Source organism: Bacillus sp. COPE52 (assembly GCF_003355115.1).
GTDB classification, from domain to species: Bacteria; Bacillota; Bacilli; order Bacillales; family Bacillaceae_G; genus Bacillus_A; species Bacillus_A toyonensis.
The window spans coordinates 4,915,437-4,935,374 of the sequence record NZ_CP031292.1 but is presented as its reverse complement, the minus strand read 5'-3'; the positions used below and the strand labels follow the sequence as shown (position 1 = coordinate 4,935,374).

Here is a 19,938-nt window from a genome sequence, read left to right as displayed (position 1 = left end):
ATGCATGAAAATAATTGGAGAATGAACATTATATTATTTTTGACCGCTCAAACTATTTCGTTGTTCGGTTCATCTCTCGTGCAATACGCGATTATATGGTATATCACCCTTACAACATCATCAGGGGCGATGTTGACCATTTCAACTGTTTGCGGTTTTCTACCACAAATTGCGATATCTTTATTTGCTGGTGTGTGGATTGATCGTTATGACCGTAAAAAGATGATTATGTTATCGGATGGGATTATAGCGATTGCTACGTTAATTTTGGCAATTTTATTTTTAACAGGATATAAAAGTATTTGGATGCTGTTTATAGTATTACTCATTCGCTCAGCTGGTACAGGTGTACAAACGCCGGCTGTGAATGCGTTAATTCCACAAATTGTTCCGAAAGATTATCTTATGAAAGTAAATGGGATAAATAGTAGTATTACATCTTTAATTATGTTTCTTTCACCGGCGGTAAGTGCCGCAATTCTTTCTGTTACTAGCATTGAAACGACATTTTTTATTGATGTTATTACAGCTATAATCGGAATTAGTATTATGTTTATCATTCAAGTGGAAGGACATGTGAATGTAGGGGGTAAGCAAAAATCTAATCTACAAGGTATAAAAGAAGGGTTTGCTTATTTAAAAGAAAATGTATGTATGAAAAGGCTACTCGTTTTATTAATCATTATTATGATTTTAATAAGTCCAGCCGCCTTTTTAACACCTTTAATGGTGACTCGTTCCTTCGGGGCGGAAATGTGGAGACTTACTGCTAGTGAGATGACCTTTAGTGCTGGTGCAGCAGCTGGTGGCGTACTGATTGCAGCATGGGATGGTTTCCGTAATCGTATGCATACAACAGCGCTGGCCTGTGCGTTATATGGTCTGCTTATGGTAGGACTAGGAATTGCACCGGTATTTATTATGTATTTAGTCTTTAATTTTTTAATTGGTATAACAATGCCATGTTTTAATACGCCAGTTACTGTGTTATTGCAGGAGAAAGTAGATCCAGTTATGCATGGCAGAATGTTTAGCCTCGTACAGATTGCGAATTCATGTGCTTTACCTTTAGGGATGATTATATTTGGTCCTTTGGCTGATGTGTTTAGTGTAGAGGTTTTGTTAATTTATGCTGGGATATTCGTACTATTTTGCGCAATGTATGTTGTATTAAGCAGGAAGTTTGAAGTGTAAATATGTATTGTCTATAAAAGGTTTGTGAGGCAATTTAAGATGCTTCATAAATATTTTTTATCCTAGTCAATAATATTTTATTGTAAAACGATAAATTATTATTGACTAATGATTTTGTTTTGGATAATATGATGTTAATTAAGAAGAATTATATGAATAGAGGAGAATGTAAAATGAAAAATAAATACGTATTAGCTATTTCTTTCATGATTTTAGCGATTATTTCTTTAACTATACATGCTTCAAACAGTAAAGTCGGAGCGGATGGATTTCTTGAAGAACCTTTCTTTTTCCTAGTACCGGTAAGTTATGTATTGTTCTTTAGTGGTATTGGTGTATTACTATTTGGATGTATTACTTCAAAGCTGAGAAAAAGTAATAGATAAAGTGAAGTTTAATTAGTGATGGATTCTCCAATCGGGACAAAATACTTACTATGAAATAGAAACATACCATATGGAAGAAAAATAATAAGTGAGCTGAATAATGATGAATCATTATTTTTATAATGGTAGACAAGTAGGGGCGGCTATAACGCTAGCCGGGGCGCAGGGGACAATTCATGCTGTGAATCAAGTGATTCAAATGCAGCAACAAGCATATTTTGCACAAATGATGCAAGGACAGTATATGCAATACTCACAATTTCCAATGCAAAGTGTGCATTATGATGTGTATCCAGCGGGTTTACTTTCCATTCCATATGGCGGGACTTACTTCTTATGAAAGAAAGCGACTCAATAGAGTCGCTTTTTTATATTCCACCGAGCTTCATTCCAAGGAATGCGAAGAGGATACCGATTATGTAAGTAGTACTTACATATAAAAGGGATGTGTAAATTTTTTTGCGATTGAGAAGCTGAATGGATTCTAATTTAAACGTCGAAAACGTTGTGAATGCGCCCATAAATCCAGTTCCTAATAATAATTGCCAGCCTGTAGTGACTCCGTTGCCAATTATATAACCGAGTAAAAATGCTCCTGTTATATTAATAAGGAATGTAGCAATTGGAAAGGATGTGTTATTTCTTTTTTTAAACCAATTGCTAATTGCAAATCGTGTAATCGCACCGAAAAAACCTCCAGTTGCCACTAATAAAGCTTCCATCATAAGTGATCTCCTTCCGTAACTGATTTCTTAATTAAGAAATCACCTAGTGTATAGCCAATTCCAGACATAATGAGACCGCCAAGTATGCTACATGATACATATAGGAAAGCCATGCTCCATTCAGAACGATTAATTAATTGCATGGTTTCTACACTAAATGTTGAAAACGTCGTAAAAGAACCGATGAATCCAGTACCGATGCCTGTGATAACCTCCGAAGGTAAGATGTTTAGCCGTGCAACATATGTAGTCAGCCATGCTAATAAGAAGCAGCCGATTAAGTTAATGAGTAATGTAGCTAATGGAAATGAATGATGCCAAAATTCATGAATAGTAAGACCTAAATAATAACGAGAAAGGGCTCCTAATATACCGGCTATACCGACGATAATATAAATCAAATTCCTCACCTCTTTAAATAGCTTGCTCAAAAAAATAGACTCCTACCAGTAGTTATACTGGTAGGAGTCATTAGCTAAGCAGCGGTTATGGCGAACTCCATCGCCTATAATTATTACATATAGTGTACTAAAAATTGCGTTTGATTTCCAGTGAAGAAGTTGGTGTATTTTGTATTTCTCAAATCATTTAAGATAGGGAATCATTACTTATAAACTAAATATAGTGATATAAGATTTTTAGTGTGATAAAATGTTTCGTATATCTGTCATTTTTTATTTGACTGAAAATAAAGAAAAGTAAAATCGTATGTTTTAGAAAAGGAGTCGTTTGTTTGAAAAAGTTATTAAAAATAGTACTTATATGTATTTTAGTAGGTGTGGGAGTTGTAGGTGGGTTTTTAGCGTATATGACACTTACAAAAGAACAGCCAGCTGATGTTATAAGCTTGAAGGTGGAAAACAATAAGGAGCGCGTAATTGCGCAGGGAAATGAATTTAAAGTTACAACGTTTAATATTGGATATGCTGGACTAGATAAGGATCAAGACTTCTTTATGGATGGGGGAAAAGGGTCTGGTTCAAGTAGTAAAGAACAAACGGAAACGAATTTAAAGAATATGCTTTCGTTTTTACAAAATGAGAATAGTGATTTTACGCTATTACAAGAAGTAGATATAAAATCAATGAGATCATTTGATATAAATGGGCATGAATTTTTGAAAAAAGGACTGCCTGATTATGCTTCTTCGTTCGGAAAGAACTATGATACAAAATGGGTTCCGGTACCAATCACAAGTCCAATGGGATATGCTGATGCTGGACTAAGTACGTTTTCTAAATATACAGTTCAAACAGCGAAGAGGTTCCAATTACCAGGAATGGAGCCGTGGCCAAAGCGTTTATTTGATTTAGACCGAGCGATTGTTGAACATAAAATTCCTGTTAATAATGGAAAATTTGTTAGACTCGTAAATTTACATTTGTCTGCTTATGATGAAGGCGGAAAAATTAGAAAGCAACAAGTGGAGTATTTAAAAGAATATATGAACAAACATTATAAAAATGGTGATTATGTAATAATGGGCGGAGACTGGAATCAATTAATTTCTAACGCTCAGTTAAGTGATCCGAAGTTCGTGAAAGAGCGTCCTGAGTGGTTAGTAGAGTTACCGAAGGACTTTACTGACGGTGGCTTTAAGTGGGCTGTAGATCCGTCTGTTATGACTGTGAGAGATGATGTAAAGAAATACGTGGAAGGTGAAAACTTTGTCACGATTATTGATGGCTTTATCGTTTCACCGAATGTTGAAATTGTAAATGTAGAAGGGAAAGATTTGAAGTTTGAAAATAGCGATCATAACCCAGTGAGTGCGATATTCAAGCTGAAGTAATCGATACGTATGAGAAGGTGGGGCTTCATATATGGAGTGGTTAAAGAGAACTTGTTTTTCTAACCTTGAGAAAGAATCACAGAAAAATCATTTATTGCTGTTTATCACGATTTGCAGTTTCTTCCTTGGGGTACTCGCGATTGGGTATTATGGATATATTTTTACAGAGCGAGCAATAGCATTTTGGATGTGTGGTATTTCTATCGTAGTATTTGGAACGCTGCTTACTTTTATAGAAAGTATGGAAGCGATGTATAAATACATCATGACATGTATGCTACTTATTATGTCTTTCATTATGGTACAAGCATTTAATGAAAGCCCAGCTGTATTTCAAATGGTCTATTTTACATTAGCAGTTTCACTTATTTATTTGAGTGAACGTCTTATTTTAATTCTTGGCGGGGTAGCAGTTGTTGTTACATTTATACTTTGTAGTTATTGGCCAAATCAATTTTTTGCTTATACAGCATCATCTGAAGCTGCAAATTTTGCAAGCTTGTTAGCGATTGTAACGATCGCAATGTGGGGTGTCACAAAGATTGGTTCTAATCTTTTGGCTCGTTTAAGTGATGAGAAGCAAGCAGTGATGAAGAAAGCTCAGGAGTTAGAAGAAACGCAAAGGCTTATTGAGGAAACTGTTGTGAAGTTAGATAGTAATTTCAATCATTTAAGACAGAATATGAACACTTCGATGGAGTCGATGAGTGAAATTAATTTTGCTTTTGAAGAAGTGGCAGTTGGTACTCAATCACAATCAGAGATGATGTCACGTTCAGTAGAAGTATTGAATGATATGGAGGGAAATATTGACCAAATCATCTCTCAAGTAAGAAATGCTTCGATGCGTGTTGATAAAAGTTTGGAAATCTCAAAGGGTAGTGTAAACACTTTAAGAAATTTTGAATCTAACATGAGAAGTTTAAATGATGTTGTTTCACAATCAGGAACGATATTTAGAGAATTGATGACACAATCGAAACAAATTAATGAAATTGTAGATGTAATAACGAATATTTCAAGTCAGACGAGTTTGCTAGCTTTAAATGCAAATATTGAAGCTGCAAGGGCAGGAGAACATGGAAAAGGTTTTGCTATTGTAGCGAATGAAGTGTTAAAGCTTGCTGAAGAATCGAATCGTTCTGCGGGGAGAATTCAAGGGATTTTGAAGGAGTTTAGTAATCAAGCAAGTAAAGTAGAAGTGCAGGTAGAGAAGTCAGAAAGAGTACAAGAAGAGTGTAACGAAATGTTAGCAAGTGTTTTAACGAATGTAACGGACTTAGGGAAGTTTATTGATACGATTAATGATGTAATGAGAGAGATTGTTGGTCATCAAGAAAATTTCCAAGTTAAAACGACGAATATCGTTAAAGATGTGACACATGCTTCTAACGTAATTCAGCAAACTTCTGCAGCTACGGAAGAAGTGTTAGCAAGTATTGAAGAAGAAAAGAATCGAAATGATACGTCGGTGAAGACGCTACATACTGTTAGTGAGCAAGTGAAGTTGCTAGAAGATATTTTAGAAAAATAATATCGCTGAAAAAGAGCGCAAATGATGTGCTCTTTTTCATTTGAACGAATACTTGATAGGAATTTAATTGCTTTTCTATGAGTTTTCTGCCAAGCTTAAGGAGATAAAATTTAACTAATAGCTACTGATTATTAGTTGAACCTCGCAGATAGCGAGATAAAATACTTCAAAGAAAGAATTATATAGGTGACGCATATGATCGAAGTTAAGACTTCAGAACTTAGTGATGGAGAATTTAATAGAGGTGTATTTGCAACTCGTGATATTAAAAAGGGTGAGTTGATACATTCAGCACCAGTTATCTCTTATCCGAATGAACAGCATGAACATATTGAGAAAACGTTACTTGCTGACTACGCATTTGAGTATGGGGTAAATCATACGGCATTCCTTTTAGGATACGGCATGTTATTTAATCATTCATATAAGCCGAATGCAACGTATGATATCGTCTTCGAGAACCATACGTTTAACTTCTTTGCTTATAAGGATATAAAAGCTGGAGAAGAAATTTTAATCAATTATAATGGTGAAGTTGATGACGATGAACTATTATGGTTTGATAAGGAAAAAGAAGAGAACGAAAAGTAATATAAAGAGTATAGAAAGAGCGCATTCTGTGGGATGTGCTCTTTTTTTATATTGAAGAAAATAAAGTAAAGATTACAAAAAAATACCACTTTATTTTCGTGTGGTATAGTAAGATACTGAAGGATAGTGTTTTGTAAAAGTTATATATTTTACAAATTGTTGTCTTTCTGATGACATGTCAAGTTTAGTAGTCCATTTGGGTTGCTTTATTATGCAATATATATTTTAATATGAGTGGCACCTCTTATAATTTAAGAGGTTTATAGGTGTCTCGAATTGATTTTGGGTACACTGTATCCACCACTTTAGTTTCATTTCATGTATGTGGGGATATTATGGGCCCGTATAGCGGGATAAAAAGAATATAGAAATAGAGGAATCGTAAAATGAATATGCAAGAGGTTTATAAATATTTAAGTACGGTATTGCCTGAAGGTCATGTTACACAAGATGAAATGTTAAAGAATCATACGCATATTAAAGTTGGCGGAAAAGCAGATGTGTTCGTTGCGCCTACGAATTATGATGAAATTCAAGAAGTTATTAAGTATGCTAACCAATATAATATTCCAGTTACGTTTTTAGGAAATGGATCAAATGTCATTATTAAAGATGGTGGGATTCGCGGAATTACGGTCAGTTTAATTCATATTACAGGTGTTACTGTAACAGGAACAACGATTGTAGCACAGTGCGGTGCAGCAATTATTGATGTATCACGTATTGCATTAGACCACAATTTAACAGGTCTTGAGTTTGCTTGTGGCATTCCAGGTTCAGTTGGCGGAGCATTATATATGAATGCTGGTGCCTACGGTGGTGAAGTATCGTTTGTATTAACAGAAGCTGTCGTAATGACAGGTGATGGAGAGTTACGCACTTTAACGAAAGAAGCATTTGAATTTGGATATCGTAAGAGTGTATTTGCGAACAATCATTACATTATTCTTGAAGCGAGATTTGAACTTGAAGAAGGTGTATATGAAGAGATTAAAGAAAAAATGGATGATTTAACGTATAAGCGTGAATCGAAACAACCTTTAGAATATCCTTCATGCGGTAGTGTATTTAAGCGCCCACCAAATAACTTTGCTGGTAAGTTGATTCAAGAATCAGGACTACAAGGAAAGCGAATTGGCGGAGTAGAAGTTTCATTAAAACATGCTGGATTTATGGTGAATGTTGATAATGGAACAGCACAAGACTACATCGATTTAATTCACTTCGTACAAAAGACAGTTGAAGAAAAATTCGGTGTGAAGTTAGAGAGAGAAGTAAGGATTATTGGAGAAGATCTACAATAATTTTTGAATTAAAAGCGTATAAAAGTATGAATTATTTTAAAATAACATTTGGGTATTGTTGACAATTTGTTTTCAATTCAATATAATGGCTAATAATTTAACAAATAACATACGTTGAAAGAGCCCAGTAGCAGTTTGTCACTGTTATCAAAGAGAGCTAGGGGTTGCTGGAACCTAGCACAAACAAACTTGTGAATTACACTCTGGAGTATCTTAGGTAACGCTAAGCGGAGTAGCAATCGATATTATTGCTAAGAGTGGTATGAATAGCTATGCTATTTATGCAAACTGGGTGGTAACACGGTGAATAATCGTCCCTATGTCATAGACATAGGGGCTTTTTTGTTTTTAAAAAATAAAGGGGATGACAAAAGATGAATATTATTGATGAATTAGAATGGCGCGGTGCTGTGAATCAACAGACGGATGAAGAAGGTTTACGTAAGTTAGTAGAAGAGAAAAAGATTTCACTATACTGCGGAGTTGATCCGACTGGTGATAGTATGCATATCGGACATTTGATTCCGTTTATGATGATGAAGAGATTCCAATTAGCTGGTCATCATCCGGTTATTTTAATTGGCGGGGCAACAGGAACAATTGGTGATCCAAGTGGACGTCAATCAGAGCGTCAACTGCAAACTTTAGAAGTAGTGCAGCATAATGTAGATGCGTTAACAGCGCAAATGAAAAAGCTATTTGATTTCGGCGGAAATAGCGAAGTGAAGATGGTAAATAACTACGACTGGACACATGAAATAAACATTATTGAGTTTTTACGTGATTACGGGAAAAACTTTAGCATCAATAGCATGTTAGCGAAGGATATTGTAGCAAGTCGTTTAGATACAGGCATTTCTTTTACAGAATTCACGTACCAAATCTTGCAAGCGATGGATTTCCATCATTTATACACGAAAGAAGATGTTCAACTGCAAATTGGTGGTAGTGACCAATGGGGAAATATTACGAGCGGGTTAGATTTAATTCGTAAGTTAGAAGGGCATGAGGCGAAAGTATTTGGACTAACAATTCCGTTATTATTAAAATCAGACGGTACGAAATTTGGAAAATCAGCAGGTGGTGCGGTTTGGCTTGATGCTGAAAAAACAACGCCATTTGAATTTTACCAGTTCTGGGTGAATACAGATGATCGTGATGTAATTAAATACTTGAAATACTTTACATTCTTAGCGAAAGAGCGAATTGATGAATTGGCAACGAAGGTAGAAGCCGAGCCTCATAAACGTGAAGCGCAAAAAGTGTTAGGCGAAGAAATGACGAAATTCGTTCATGGAGAAGAGGCATTATTGCAAGCTGTGAAAATTACCTCGGCATTATTTAGCGGAGATATTAAATCGTTAACAGCTGATGAAATTGAACAAGGCTTTAAAGAGATGCCGACATTCCAGTCTTCCAAAGAGACGAAAAATATTGTAGAGTGGCTAGTTGATTTAGGGATTGAACCATCTAGACGTCAAGCTCGTGAAGACATTAATAACGGTGCGATTTCTATGAATGGTGAGAAAGTAACGGATGTAGGTACGGATGTTACTGTAGAAAATTCATTTGATGGAAGATTTATTATTATTCGTAAAGGGAAGAAGAACTACAGCTTAGTGAAATTGGGATAATAATTTTTGTAGAAGAGTGGAAGTAAGAAAGATGCTTTCACTCTTTTCATATACACAATTCCGACACAAAAAAGTCAGTATATTTAGATAATTAAAAAGGGTTATAGTATCTCTTTGCCGAATATAAGTAAGTAGAGAATATTACGGATAAAAATAGCCCGAACCATGCCGGGCATGATTCGGGCTTATATTCAGATTAGTAAGCTAAGCTGAATAGACCTTTAATGTGTGATAAGTAACGAACGTTACTTGCTTCTTTCATTAATGATGCTGGTAAGCCTTTAAGTGGAGTATTGCTTGCTCCAATTGTAGCAACAGCATCTTTACGTCCTAGACTAGCAAGTGTTCCAGAGTTTACAGGTGCGAACTCTTCGAATGCTTTGCCTTCTAGTGCTGCGTATAAGTTGTATCCAATTAACTCACCCATTTGCCAAGCGATTTGTGCAGTTGGTGGGTATGGACGTCCGTCTGGAGCGAAGACAACAGCGCTGTCTCCAGCAACGAATACGTCTTTATGAGAAGTAGATTGTAGGTATGCATCAACTGTTGCACGACCACGGTTTACTTCAAGACCTGATTCACCGATTAATGGGTTACCTTGTACGCCGCCTGTCCAAACGAATGTGTTAGCAACAAGTTTTTGACCGTCTTTTAAGTCGATTTCATTGCCAGCAACGTTTGTTACAGGAAGACCAGTTAAGAATGTAACACCGCGTGCTTCTAGGCTAGTAGTTGCACGTTCGATTAAGTGGTCTGGTAATACTGGAAGGATTTTTGGACCTGCTTCAACAAGAAGAAGTTTAACTTCTTTTGGATTTACGCCGTGGCTTTTTGCAAGTTTAGGCATAATGTCAGCAAGCTCACCAACTAGCTCAACGCCAGTTAATCCGCCACCACCGATTACGATTGTAGCATCAGCTTCGTTTTTCGTTTTCGCGTATTCACGAATACGGTCTTCAACGTGTTTGTAGATTTTGTTTGCATCAGCAGCAGATTTTAATACCATGCTGTTTTCTTCTAGTCCTGGAATACCGAAGTAAGCAGTTTTACTTCCTAAAGCAACTACAAGTGCATCGTAAGATAATGTAGTGCCACCAGCTAGTTTGATTTCTTTGCTATCAACTGAGAATGACTCAACTGTTGCGATTTTAAGATCGATATCTTTACCTTTGAAAAGCTTTGTAAGTGGCATTGCAATTGCTTGCTCAGCAACGTTACCAGCTGCAAGGCGATGTAGTTCAGTGATGATTTGGTGTGTTGGGTATTGGTTAATCACTGTAACTTGTGCTTCTGATTTGCTGTAAAATTTACGTACGTTTAAAGCGGCAAGAAGACCGCCATAACCAGCGCCTAAGATGACAATTTGTTTTGACATAGTATGATATCCCCCGTCTTTACTAATTGTTGTTATAAGTTAAATTATTTATTGTTACGTTCTGCACTAATTTGAAGATATGCGTTCACAAAGCGGAACATTTTTTGTGCTTGTGGGTCTTTTAGTAATTTTAATAGACCGAATAGGCCGATAACTTCGTTGCTTTCGTCAGCACGATCTTTCGCTTCGATTGCAGTTGCAGCCATGCTTTTCACTGTATCTTTTACAGGCTCTACAAGCTCTGTGATTGCACCAACAGTGTCGCTTTTTAATACTTCATCAGTAGCAACAGTTTGAGCAAAGTCATAAGACTTAGTTAAAATGTTAACAAGCTCAGTTAATTTTGGAAGCTGTTCTACTAGTGTTGTTAATGATTCTTGTACCTCAGGTTTTAACAACTGATCAAGTACATCAAGTTGTCCTTGGCTAGCAGAAATTTGTACAGTTTCTTGTTCTGGCTTTGTTTGAGTCATAGTTTCTGGCATCTCCAATTCTCCTTTACGATAGCAATACTCTTATTTTTTATAAGTAAGATAGTAACCGTTTACGAAACTTTATACAAAGTTTCACAAAACACAATAAAATGCCTTTAAATTTATGACAGCAACTAAGCTGCAAACATAAATCTAAAACCATAACGTCTTACTTATTATTTATGAACTGTCCGATATATGGCTTGTCCGCATAATGGAAAAGCTCCGTTACCGGAAAGTGTATATAATATATATCCTATATTATATACTATATACACCTATGTTAACATAAAAATGATTCCTAATTATTTGATATTGAGTGTATAACGTAGTGCTGACAAGGTATGAAAGCGTATAAAATATTTTGTTTCAGTTAGAAATGTACATATATATATAGAAAAAAAGGAAAAAACGAACAAATTCATGTTCGTTTTTTCCTTTTTCCTATTATTCACCTTCCGCAATTAGCATCGATGTGTTACCTTCTTTTTCAAGATGGCATTCGCCCCAAGAACAAAGAGAATCAAGAATCGATTCTAAAGACCAACCGTAATCAGTAAGAGAATATTCTACTTTTGGTGGGACTTGATTGTATACTTTTCTTTGAATAACGCCGTCGTCTTCTAATTCACGTAATTGCTGCGTTAACATTTTTTGTGTAATACCAGGCATTGAGCGTTTTAGTTCACTCGTTCTCTTTGTACCTTTCGTTAAGTGACAAAGAATAACAACTTTCCATTTGCCGCCGATAACTTCTAAAGTCGCCTCTACAGGAATATTGTATTTCTTCATATGAAACCCTCCTTTTGTGAGCAAAGTAAGTTAAATAATATAAATGTTACTTTTTAGTACCTATAGCACTTTAAAGTACGTACTTTTTATTATGTTAAATATGTTTCATAATAGCACATGTAAGAGGCAAATGAGTAGTACGGTACTGAAAAGTGACTATGTTACTTTTTGGTGCCTATCGTACTTTAAAGTGCGTTCTTCAAAAAAAGAATGAAACCATTCATAATAGCATTTGTAAGTATGAAATATATGTTTTAGAAGATAGAAGGGCCCTTTTATCATACTATTATGATTGGATTTCTTGTAATAAGGAGGAATTCAATTGAGTTCATATACAGTACCATCTTCGGAAGTTCAGACGAATCGAAGAAGTATGTTTGCTTTATTAGCACTAGCAATTAGTGCGTTTGGGATTGGTACGACCGAGTTTATTAGTGTCGGTTTACTACCATCTATTTCAAAAGATTTAAATGTCTCGGTTACAACAGCTGGTTTAACGGTTTCCTTATATGCGTTAGGAGCGGCAGTAGGAGCTCCTGTTTTAACAGCGTTAACGGCTCGTATGTCGCGAAAGACATTATTAATGTGGATTATGGTTATTTTCATTATTGGTAATGGCATTGCGGCGGTAGCAACAAGCTTCACTGTATTAATTATCGCAAGGATTGTAGCTGCATTTGCACACGGTGTGTTTATGTCGATAGGATCTACAATTGCGGCTGCAATCGTACCAGAGAATAAACGTGCTAGCGCAATTGCGATTATGTTTACTGGATTAACAGTCGCGACTATTACTGGTGTGCCAATTGGAACATTTATCGGTCAAGAGTTTGGCTGGAGAGCGTCATTTATGGCGATCGTTGTAATTGGAATTATTGCTTTCATCGCAAATAGTATACTCGTCCCATCTAATTTAAAAAATGGTGTACCTGTATCGTTTCGTGATCAATTTAAACTAATTAAAAATGGAAGACTGTTACTTGTTTTCATTATTACTGCACTAGGATACGGCGGTACATTCGTAACATTTACGTATTTATCACCGTTATTACAAGAAGTAACAGGATTTGAAGCAAGTACCGTTACCATCATTTTATTAGTGTATGGAATCGCCATTGCGATAGGGAATATGGTCGGCGGAAAATTATCGAATCATAATCCAATTCGAGCGCTATTCTACATGTTCCTTATTCAAGCGATTATATTATTTGTTTTAACATTTACAGCGCCGTTTAAAGTAGCTGGATTAATCACAATTATTTTCATGGGACTATTCGCGTTTATGAATGTTCCGGGGCTACAAGTATATGTAGTTATATTGGCAGAGCGCTTTGTTCCAAGTGCGGTTGATGTTGCTTCAGCAATTAATATTGCCGCATTTAACGGAGGAATCGCTTTAGGTTCTTATATAGGTGGCCTTGTAACGAATTCGTTAGGGTTAATCCATACTGCTTGGGTAGGCGGCCTTATGGTAGTAGGTGCTGTTATTTTAACAGCATGGAGTATGACATTAGAAAAAAGAGATCAAGTAAAATAAAAGGAGAGAAAATAAAATGAAAAACTTACAAAGTAAAACAGTATTAAATAATGGTGTAGAAATGCCTTGGTTCGGTTTAGGTGTATTTAAAGTAGAAGAAGGACCAGAACTTGTAGAAGCAATTAAATCAGCGATTAAAGCAGGATACCGTAGCATCGATACAGCTGCAATTTACGGAAATGAAAAAGCTGTAGGTGAAGGAATCCGTGCAGGTATTGAAGCGACTGGTATTTCAAGAGAAGAATTATTTATCACTTCAAAAGTATGGAACGCAGATCAAGGATATGACGAAACAATTGCTGCATATGAAGAGAGCTTAAAAAAATTAGAATTAGATTATTTAGATTTATACCTTGTTCACTGGCCTGTAGAAGGAAAATATAAAGATACATGGAAAGCGCTAGAAACACTTTATAAAGAAGAGCGTGTACGTGCAATTGGCGTAAGTAACTTCCAAATCCATCACTTACAAGATGTAATGAAAGATGCAGAAATTAAGCCAATGATTAACCAAGTAGAATATCACCCTCGTTTAACACAAAAAGAATTACAAGCTTTCTGTAAAGAACAAGGTATTCAAATGGAAGCATGGTCACCACTTATGCAAGGTCAATTATTAGATAACGAAACATTACAAGAAATTGCTGATAAACACGGCAAAACAACAGCGCAAGTTATTTTACGTTGGGACTTACAAAATGGAGTAATTACAATTCCAAAATCAACGAAAGAACACCGTATTATTGCAAATGCTGATGTATTTAACTTCGAATTAACAAAAGAAGATATGGAAAAAATCGATGCATTAAACCAAAATCACCGCGTTGGTCCAGATCCTGATAACTTCGATTTCTAAGATTAAAGTAGGAAAGAAAAAAGAGTGCTTTTATTGCACTCTTTTTTTTGTGTGCATAAAAATATTTTCTAATTAAATACTACTTAGTATTAAGTTTGTTATTAAGGGGCTGTGAACATGAATATAAAGCAATCGTTCAAACTTTTAGCTGTGTTTTTAAGTGTCTTATTTGTATTATTCCCACTTCAAAAAGCATTTGCAGAAGTTATGGACCATACAAAGTATGAAATGGATTGGAGTTATAGTAAGTCAAAGAAAAGACCAATCCGAACAGAGCTTATTAAAACGGCAGATGGAAAAATTGCATTTTGCTTAAATGTAGATTTGAAATCTCCAAGTGGTCAAGATTTACCGGAAATGGGAAAAGTGGATATTAACGTATACCGTGTACTATTAAATGGATATCCACAAAAGAGTCCGCAAGAATTAGGCGTTTCCGATTGGAGAGAAGCGCATTACGCAACACAGCTTGCAGTATGGAATGCATTAAAACAAATCGATATTAACGATTTAGATTTCCGTAATAAAAACGTAGAGAAAGTAACGAAAGACATAGTTGCAAAGGCAAATGCGAGTGAAGAGTTACAAGAAATTACGATGAGTGTAACTCCTACAGAAGAACAAGAAGCAGTATTGAAAAATGATTTCTTTGAAACAGGTTTATATACAGTAGAAACGAATGCAAAAAGCGGAACGTATAAAGTGCAAGCAACAGGTGCACCAGCTGGTGTGAAATTTGTAAATGAAAAAGGCGAAGCAAAAAATGAATTTAATGTAGGAGAAAAGTTCCGCATTTTAATTCCAAAACAAACACCAGCAGGTGGATTTAGCTTTAAAGTATCAGGAAATTTAACGAAATTACAAGGGATTGCGCATAAAGGAACACCGACGATTCAAAATGCGGTTGTATTATTAGAACGTAGTGAAGAGAAAACAAGTCCGGAATTAGCGGTGAGTTGGAAAAAGTCTGAAGGACCACAGAAACCGAATAAACCGTATACTCCAAACGAACCACATAAACCAAATCAAATTAAAAGATAGTATAAAAAGCATTGGCATTTGCCGATGCTTTTTATATACATGGATTAGAAGGAATGGAAAATACGAAAGCATTGACAGAACAATTTAATGGTATGTTATTTGAGTATGGTATACATGACGTATTCTTTAAAATTACGAAACAAGGTTTCGAAAGAATAGAAGGTATACAAGAGGTAAAAGCTTAAAAATAAAAAAGCTCGTAAAACATTATGTTTTACGAGCTTTTTCTTATTATTCAGCTTCAGAAACTACTGTGAAGCGTTCGTTCACATGTTTTGGATTTTCGATTTCATCAAGTGCTGCTACTGCGAAGTCTTCGTAACTTACATAGCTATCGCCTTTTGAGTTAACAAGAAGATTGTCTTTACCAGCTGTGTAAGAGCCAGTGCGTTTTCCTAATGCGAATAGTGCAGAAGGGCTGATGAATGTCCAAGTGATGTCATTTGTTTGTTGCAAGATTTCTAAGTTTTTACCTTGGTTTTGAGCTGTTGCAAGGTATTCGTCCGGGAAACCTGGTGTATCAAATACACGTGTTGTTTTCTCTTCGTCTACAAATAAGCTTCCAGCTCCGCCAACTACAAGTAATTTTGTATTTGGTGCACCTTTCACAGCTTCAATCAGTACATTTCCTGCATCTACGTGAAGGTGTTCTTGTCCTGCTGGAGCACCGAATGCATTTACAACTACATCGAATGCTTGTAGATCGTTAGATGTAAGAGTGAATACATCTTTCTCTAAAACTTTTACATTTTCTTCTGTAATTTTTGCAGCATTTCTTACAATTGCAGTAACTTCATGTCCACGATCTAATGCTTCTTTTAAAATACGGCTTCCAGCTTTACCAGTTGCTCCAATGATTCCGATTTTCATAATAAATCCCTCCAAAGTGTTTTGTTAAAGTGTATATCTGAAATGAATGAATGTAATGTAATTAGGTTAGTTACAACCTGATGTAACCATTATAGTTACAGTTATATATTTTTGTCAATGGTGTTGTTTATGAAATTATTTTTTGTTTTAGTATGCACAGCTACTGAAAGTGGAGTCATAAAAGAACGATGTATTTATGTAGAGTAACCTAATATTTGGAAGTCGCAAGGTGTCGAAAAATGTTGATTTTTGAATATTTTTTGAATATAATTCGATTTATGGAGAAAAGGAGGGGTTAATTGTATGAATATTTTAGATCAATTCGTTTCATCAACGAATACGATTCTTTGGTCATATGTTCTTATTGCAATGCTAATTGGTTTAGGGCTTTATTTTTCTATTAAATTAAAATTCGTACAAATTACTCATTTAGGAGAAATGGTTCGATTAATGAGTGATGGACTAACTGGTAAGACACGTAAAAAGGGTAGCGTATCTTCTTTCCAAGCGTTCTGTATGAGTTCAGCAGCTCGTATCGGTATCGGAAACTTAGCTGGTGTAGCGCTAGCTATTTCTATGGGAGGACCAGGAGCTGTATTTTGGATGTGGGTTATTGCGATTATCGGGGCGTCTTCAAGTTTCGTGGAAAGTACGCTTGCGCAAATTTATAAAATAAAAGATGGCAGTGGCTTCCGTGGTGGTCCTGCTTATTATATGGAAAAAGGTTTAAATAAACGTTGGATGGGAATTTGGTTCTCTATTCTAATCACAATTAGTTACGGGTTAATTTTCAACTCAGTACAAGCAAATACAGTTACGTTAGCATTTGAAAATGCATTCGGTTTAGAGCGTTATGTTGTTGGGATTGTATTAGCGGTATTAGTTGCGGTTATTATTTTTGGCGGTGTGAAAAGTATTGCGCGTATGTCAGAAATGATTGTTCCTCCAATGGCACTTATTTATATTGCAGTAGCTATTTTCGTTGTTATTAAAAACTTCTATTTAATACCAGATGTATTTACAGAAATCTTTAAAGGTGCATTCGGTTTAGATTCAGCTGTAGGTGGCGGTATCGGTGCTGCAATGAAATTTGGTATTCAGCGCGGATTATTTGCGAACGAAGCAGGTATGGGTAGTGCGCCGAATGCGGCAGCAACAGCTGATGTAACGCATCCAGCGAAACAAGGTTTTATTCAAACAATCGGGGTTTTAGTAGATACATTTTTAGTATGTACATCAACAGCTTTTATCGTATTATGTTCTGGTGCATATAAAGCAACGAATTTAGAAGGTATTGAATTAACACAAAATGCATTAAGTTCACAAATCGGCCCGTGGGCAAGTAGCTTCTTAGCGATTATTATTTTCTTATTTGCATTTAGTTCACTTCTAGGAAACTACTATTATGGTGAAACGAATATTGAATTCATTAAACAAAGTAAAGCTTGGTTAACAATTTACCGTATTGCGGTAGTTGCAATGGTATTATTCGGTTCTGTTGCGACGCTTAAAGTCGTATGGAACATGGCAGATTTATTTATGGGTCTAATGGTAATTACAAACTTAATTGCGATTACACTTCTTGGGCGATTTGCGTATGCTGCGTTGGCAGACTATGTAAAGCAAAAGAAACAAGGGAAAGATCCAGTATTCAGTGCAGATTCTATTCCGGGTTTAACGAACACAGAGTGTTGGGATAAGCCAACGGTAACGGATAAAGAAAAAGCGGTATAAGAAAAGGCGAGCATCGAGAGGAATTCGATGCTCGCCTTTTTTGTTGCAGTAAATGATGAGAAGGGTGAAAGGTAATTATTAATATAATTTTTGTTTGTTCATTTCTCTCGTTATTTGTAGGTAACGTACTGTCTTAAAAGTATGATTGGTCGAATAGGATGAGTGATTGAGTAGTGGATAAATGCACGTATTGGCTATAGTTTTAAGTGAAAAACATATATATGTTAAGGAATATAACTTATCCATGTCATAAAACCTAACATAAAGTTCTTGATTACTAAAAGTTTTTAGAATATAATTTTCTTATTGTTAGGAAGAGGGGGCAATTCGATTATGGATTTTTTAGCTAAAGTAATTGGGGATGTAAATAATGTCCTTTGGTCATATATTATTATTGCGATGTTAATTGGATTAGGACTCTATTTTTCATTTCGTGTGAAATTCGTCCAAATTCGCTACTTCGGAGAAATGATTCGCCTACTTGGGGACGGGGCGAGTTCAAAGACAAGAAAAGCGCAAAAAGAAAAAAGCGGTGTATCATCATTCCAAGCATTTTGTATGAGTACAGCTTCTCGTGTAGGTACTGGTAACTTAGCTGGTGTAGCTATTGCAATCTCAGCAGGTGGTCCAGGTGCTGTATTTTGGATGTGGTTAATTGCGGTAATTGGGGGTGCTTCTGCGTTTGTAGAGAGCACATTAGCGCAAATTTATAAAGTAAAAGATGGGAACGCATTCCGTGGGGGCCCAGCGTATTATATGGAAAAGGGTTTAAAGAAACGCTGGTTAGGTGTTGTTTTCTCTGTTCTAATAACAGTGAGTTTCGGATTGATTTTTAATGCAGTGCAGTCAAACACAGTAGCGGCAGCTTTTGATGGCGCATTTAAAATGGATAGTAGACTTGTAGGTCTGTTTATGGCTGGTTTACTTGCAATTATTATTTTCGGTGGGGTTAAGCGAATTGCACGTGCAGTTGAAATGATTGTTCCGGTAATGGCAATTATATATGTAGCAGTTGCATTATTCGTTGTTGTAACAAACATTACGGCAATTCCGTATGTATTTAAAGAAATCTTCTTACATGCATTCGGAATTAAAGAAGTAGTTGGTGGGGGACTAGGAGCTGCGATTTTACTAGGAGTAAAACGTGGATTATTCTCAAATGAAGCTGGTATGGGTAGTGCACCGAACGCAGCAGCGACTGCGAACGTAACGCACCCAGTTAAACAAGGTTTCATTCAAACTTTAGGGGTATTTACAGATACATTATTAATTTGTAGTTGTACAGCGTTCATCATTTTATTATCTGATGTACCTGGTGCAGCTGATTTAAATGGAATTCAATTAACGCAACAAGCGTTAAGCCAACATATCGGACCGTGGGCATCTGTATTTGTAGCGGTTGCAATCTTCTTGTTTGCATTCAGCTCATTAGTAGGTAACTATTACTATGGTGAAACAAATATTGAGTTCTTAAATGGAAGTAAAGTGTTATTAACGGCATACCGCATTGCTGTACTTGGTATGGTTATGTTAGGGTCTGTAGCAACAATTCAAATCGTTTGGGACTTAGCAGATTTATTTATGGGGATTATGGCTGTTATTAACTTAGTGGCAATTGTATTCCTTTCAAAGTACGCCTTCGCAGCGTTATCAGATTACGTAAAGCAAAAGAAACAAGGAAAAGATCCAGTCTTTTATGCGGAGTCTATTCCAGGGTTGAACAATACAGAGTGTTGGGATAAGCCGGAAGTAGCAGATAAAGAAAAAGTTGTATAATAAAGTGAAACTTTAATCAGTGGGAGTTTTACTGCCCGGCAAATAGCGGGATAAAATATGGAACGAGCATCAGTGAAATTTGATGCTCGTTTTTTGTATAGTTATAAAATAGGAGAAAGGGGCAAAAGACGAACATTAATGAGGTTTTTATAATAAAATGTAATTTTTTTTAGAAAAGTGCGGATATGAGTTGGGATTTATGATAGAATGGAAAATGCCTTTGAGACAAGAGGTTTTATGATTTTTCATATCCAGTTAAGTGTTTTGGTGGAGAAATGGAAAGTTCGGATTATTTCTTGTTTTGAATGGTCAGACGTTCAACGT

General features: G+C 35.8%; 20 protein-coding genes, 1 riboswitch and 1 other annotated feature. Of the genes, 14 read left to right on the top strand and 6 right to left on the bottom strand.

The features are described 5' to 3' along the window. From DPQ31_RS25155 to DPQ31_RS25145, 3 genes are all read left to right on the top strand, one after another. The gene (locus DPQ31_RS25155; RefSeq protein ID WP_208731162.1) at positions 1-1,194 is read left to right on the top strand and encodes an MFS transporter; all 1,194 of its coding nucleotides are present in this window, start codon (positions 1-3) and stop codon (positions 1,192-1,194) included. Positions 1,195-1,367: 173 nt separating this feature from the next. Then, positions 1,368-1,580 carry a DUF3955 domain-containing protein gene (locus DPQ31_RS25150; RefSeq protein WP_208731160.1) on the top strand — a complete coding sequence of 71 codons (213 nt, stop codon included), beginning with the start codon at positions 1,368-1,370 and terminating at the stop codon, positions 1,578-1,580. Positions 1,581-1,680: 100 nt separating this feature from the next. After that, positions 1,681-1,920, top strand: coding sequence for a DUF3947 family protein (locus DPQ31_RS25145; protein ID WP_000980960.1), 240 nt, complete (start codon positions 1,681-1,683; stop codon positions 1,918-1,920). Positions 1,921-1,948: 28 nt separating this feature from the next. Here DPQ31_RS25145 and crcB (DPQ31_RS25140) read toward each other — a convergent pair whose 3' ends face one another. Then, positions 1,949-2,305 (bottom strand): fluoride efflux transporter CrcB, encoded by a 357-nt coding sequence (gene crcB / locus DPQ31_RS25140; protein ID WP_208731158.1) that lies wholly within the window; start codon positions 2,303-2,305, stop codon positions 1,949-1,951. Continuing rightward, positions 2,302-2,706, bottom strand: coding sequence for a fluoride efflux transporter CrcB (gene crcB / locus DPQ31_RS25135; protein ID WP_208732113.1), 405 nt, complete (start codon positions 2,704-2,706; stop codon positions 2,302-2,304). Before crcB (DPQ31_RS25135) ends, crcB (DPQ31_RS25140) begins: the two co-directional genes overlap by 4 nt. Positions 2,707-2,760: 54 nt before the next feature. Beyond that, positions 2,761-2,820, bottom strand: a riboswitch (Fluoride riboswitch). A 218-nt stretch (positions 2,821-3,038) separates the two neighbouring features. On the opposite strand from crcB (DPQ31_RS25135), the gene DPQ31_RS25130 reads away from it, so the two are divergent. The 5 genes from DPQ31_RS25130 to tyrS all read left to right on the top strand — a co-directional run bounded on the left by DPQ31_RS25130 (position 3,039) and on the right by tyrS (position 9,160). After that, positions 3,039-4,097, top strand: coding sequence for an endonuclease/exonuclease/phosphatase family protein (locus DPQ31_RS25130; RefSeq protein WP_208731156.1), 1,059 nt, complete (start codon positions 3,039-3,041; stop codon positions 4,095-4,097). Positions 4,098-4,128: 31 nt separating this feature from the next. Beyond that, positions 4,129-5,631, top strand: coding sequence for a DUF4077 domain-containing protein (locus DPQ31_RS25125; RefSeq protein WP_208731154.1), 1,503 nt, complete (start codon positions 4,129-4,131; stop codon positions 5,629-5,631). A 195-nt stretch (positions 5,632-5,826) separates the two neighbouring features. Further along, entirely contained in the window at positions 5,827-6,222 is a 396-nt protein-coding gene (locus DPQ31_RS25120) for an SET domain-containing protein (RefSeq protein ID WP_000573656.1), read from the top strand. A 386-nt stretch (positions 6,223-6,608) separates the two neighbouring features. Then, positions 6,609-7,526, top strand: coding sequence for a UDP-N-acetylmuramate dehydrogenase (gene murB, locus DPQ31_RS25115; RefSeq protein WP_208731152.1), 918 nt, complete (start codon positions 6,609-6,611; stop codon positions 7,524-7,526). Positions 7,527-7,631: 105 nt separating this feature from the next. Next, positions 7,632-7,848 (top strand) — a binding site (T-box leader). A gap of 52 nt (positions 7,849-7,900) precedes the next feature. After that, positions 7,901-9,160 carry a tyrosine--tRNA ligase gene (gene tyrS / locus DPQ31_RS25110; protein ID WP_097837641.1) on the top strand — a complete coding sequence of 420 codons (1,260 nt, stop codon included), beginning with the start codon at positions 7,901-7,903 and terminating at the stop codon, positions 9,158-9,160. Positions 9,161-9,356: 196 nt separating this feature from the next. On the opposite strand, the gene DPQ31_RS25105 is transcribed toward tyrS, so the two are convergent. The 3 genes from DPQ31_RS25105 to DPQ31_RS25095 all read right to left on the bottom strand — a co-directional run bounded on the left by DPQ31_RS25105 (position 9,357) and on the right by DPQ31_RS25095 (position 11,800). Beyond that, the gene (locus DPQ31_RS25105; RefSeq protein ID WP_000043190.1) at positions 9,357-10,535 is read right to left on the bottom strand and encodes an NAD(P)/FAD-dependent oxidoreductase; all 1,179 of its coding nucleotides are present in this window, start codon (positions 10,533-10,535) and stop codon (positions 9,357-9,359) included. A 44-nt stretch (positions 10,536-10,579) separates the two neighbouring features. Beyond that, a complete protein-coding gene (locus tag DPQ31_RS25100; RefSeq protein WP_001115309.1) occupies positions 10,580-11,020 on the bottom strand; it encodes a DUF1641 domain-containing protein in 441 nt (146 codons plus the stop codon). A gap of 435 nt (positions 11,021-11,455) precedes the next feature. Further along, complete coding sequence (locus DPQ31_RS25095) at positions 11,456-11,800, bottom strand: winged helix-turn-helix transcriptional regulator (RefSeq protein ID WP_000760481.1); 345 nt, start codon at positions 11,798-11,800, stop codon at positions 11,456-11,458. 373 nt (positions 11,801-12,173) lie between these two features. Between DPQ31_RS25095 and DPQ31_RS25090 the strand changes: the two genes are divergently transcribed. The 4 genes from DPQ31_RS25090 to DPQ31_RS25075 all read left to right on the top strand — a co-directional run bounded on the left by DPQ31_RS25090 (position 12,174) and on the right by DPQ31_RS25075 (position 15,419). Next, positions 12,174-13,337 (top strand): MFS transporter, encoded by a 1,164-nt coding sequence (locus DPQ31_RS25090; protein WP_176518743.1) that lies wholly within the window; start codon positions 12,174-12,176, stop codon positions 13,335-13,337. Positions 13,338-13,353: 16 nt separating this feature from the next. Beyond that, positions 13,354-14,193 carry an aldo/keto reductase gene (locus DPQ31_RS25085; RefSeq protein ID WP_000793554.1) on the top strand — a complete coding sequence of 280 codons (840 nt, stop codon included), beginning with the start codon at positions 13,354-13,356 and terminating at the stop codon, positions 14,191-14,193. Positions 14,194-14,310: 117 nt separating this feature from the next. Further along, positions 14,311-15,234: a thioester domain-containing protein gene (locus DPQ31_RS25080; RefSeq protein WP_001022548.1), complete on the top strand. Its 924-nt coding sequence runs from the start codon at positions 14,311-14,313 to the stop codon at positions 15,232-15,234. Between the two features lie 53 nt (positions 15,235-15,287). Then, positions 15,288-15,419, top strand: coding sequence for an enterotoxin (locus tag DPQ31_RS25075; protein ID WP_097957450.1), 132 nt, complete (start codon positions 15,288-15,290; stop codon positions 15,417-15,419). 46 nt (positions 15,420-15,465) lie between these two features. On the opposite strand, the gene DPQ31_RS25070 is transcribed toward DPQ31_RS25075, so the two are convergent. Beyond that, on the bottom strand, positions 15,466-16,104 hold the full coding sequence (locus tag DPQ31_RS25070; RefSeq protein ID WP_098637282.1) for an NAD(P)-dependent oxidoreductase: 639 nt from the start codon (positions 16,102-16,104) through the stop codon (positions 15,466-15,468). A gap of 303 nt (positions 16,105-16,407) precedes the next feature. On the opposite strand from DPQ31_RS25070, the gene DPQ31_RS25065 reads away from it, so the two are divergent. Beyond that, complete coding sequence (locus DPQ31_RS25065) at positions 16,408-17,838, top strand: alanine/glycine:cation symporter family protein (protein WP_001022883.1); 1,431 nt, start codon at positions 16,408-16,410, stop codon at positions 17,836-17,838. Positions 17,839-18,171: 333 nt separating this feature from the next. After that, complete coding sequence (locus DPQ31_RS25060) at positions 18,172-19,614, top strand: alanine/glycine:cation symporter family protein (protein ID WP_208731150.1); 1,443 nt, start codon at positions 18,172-18,174, stop codon at positions 19,612-19,614. Positions 19,615-19,938 lie beyond the last annotated feature (324 nt).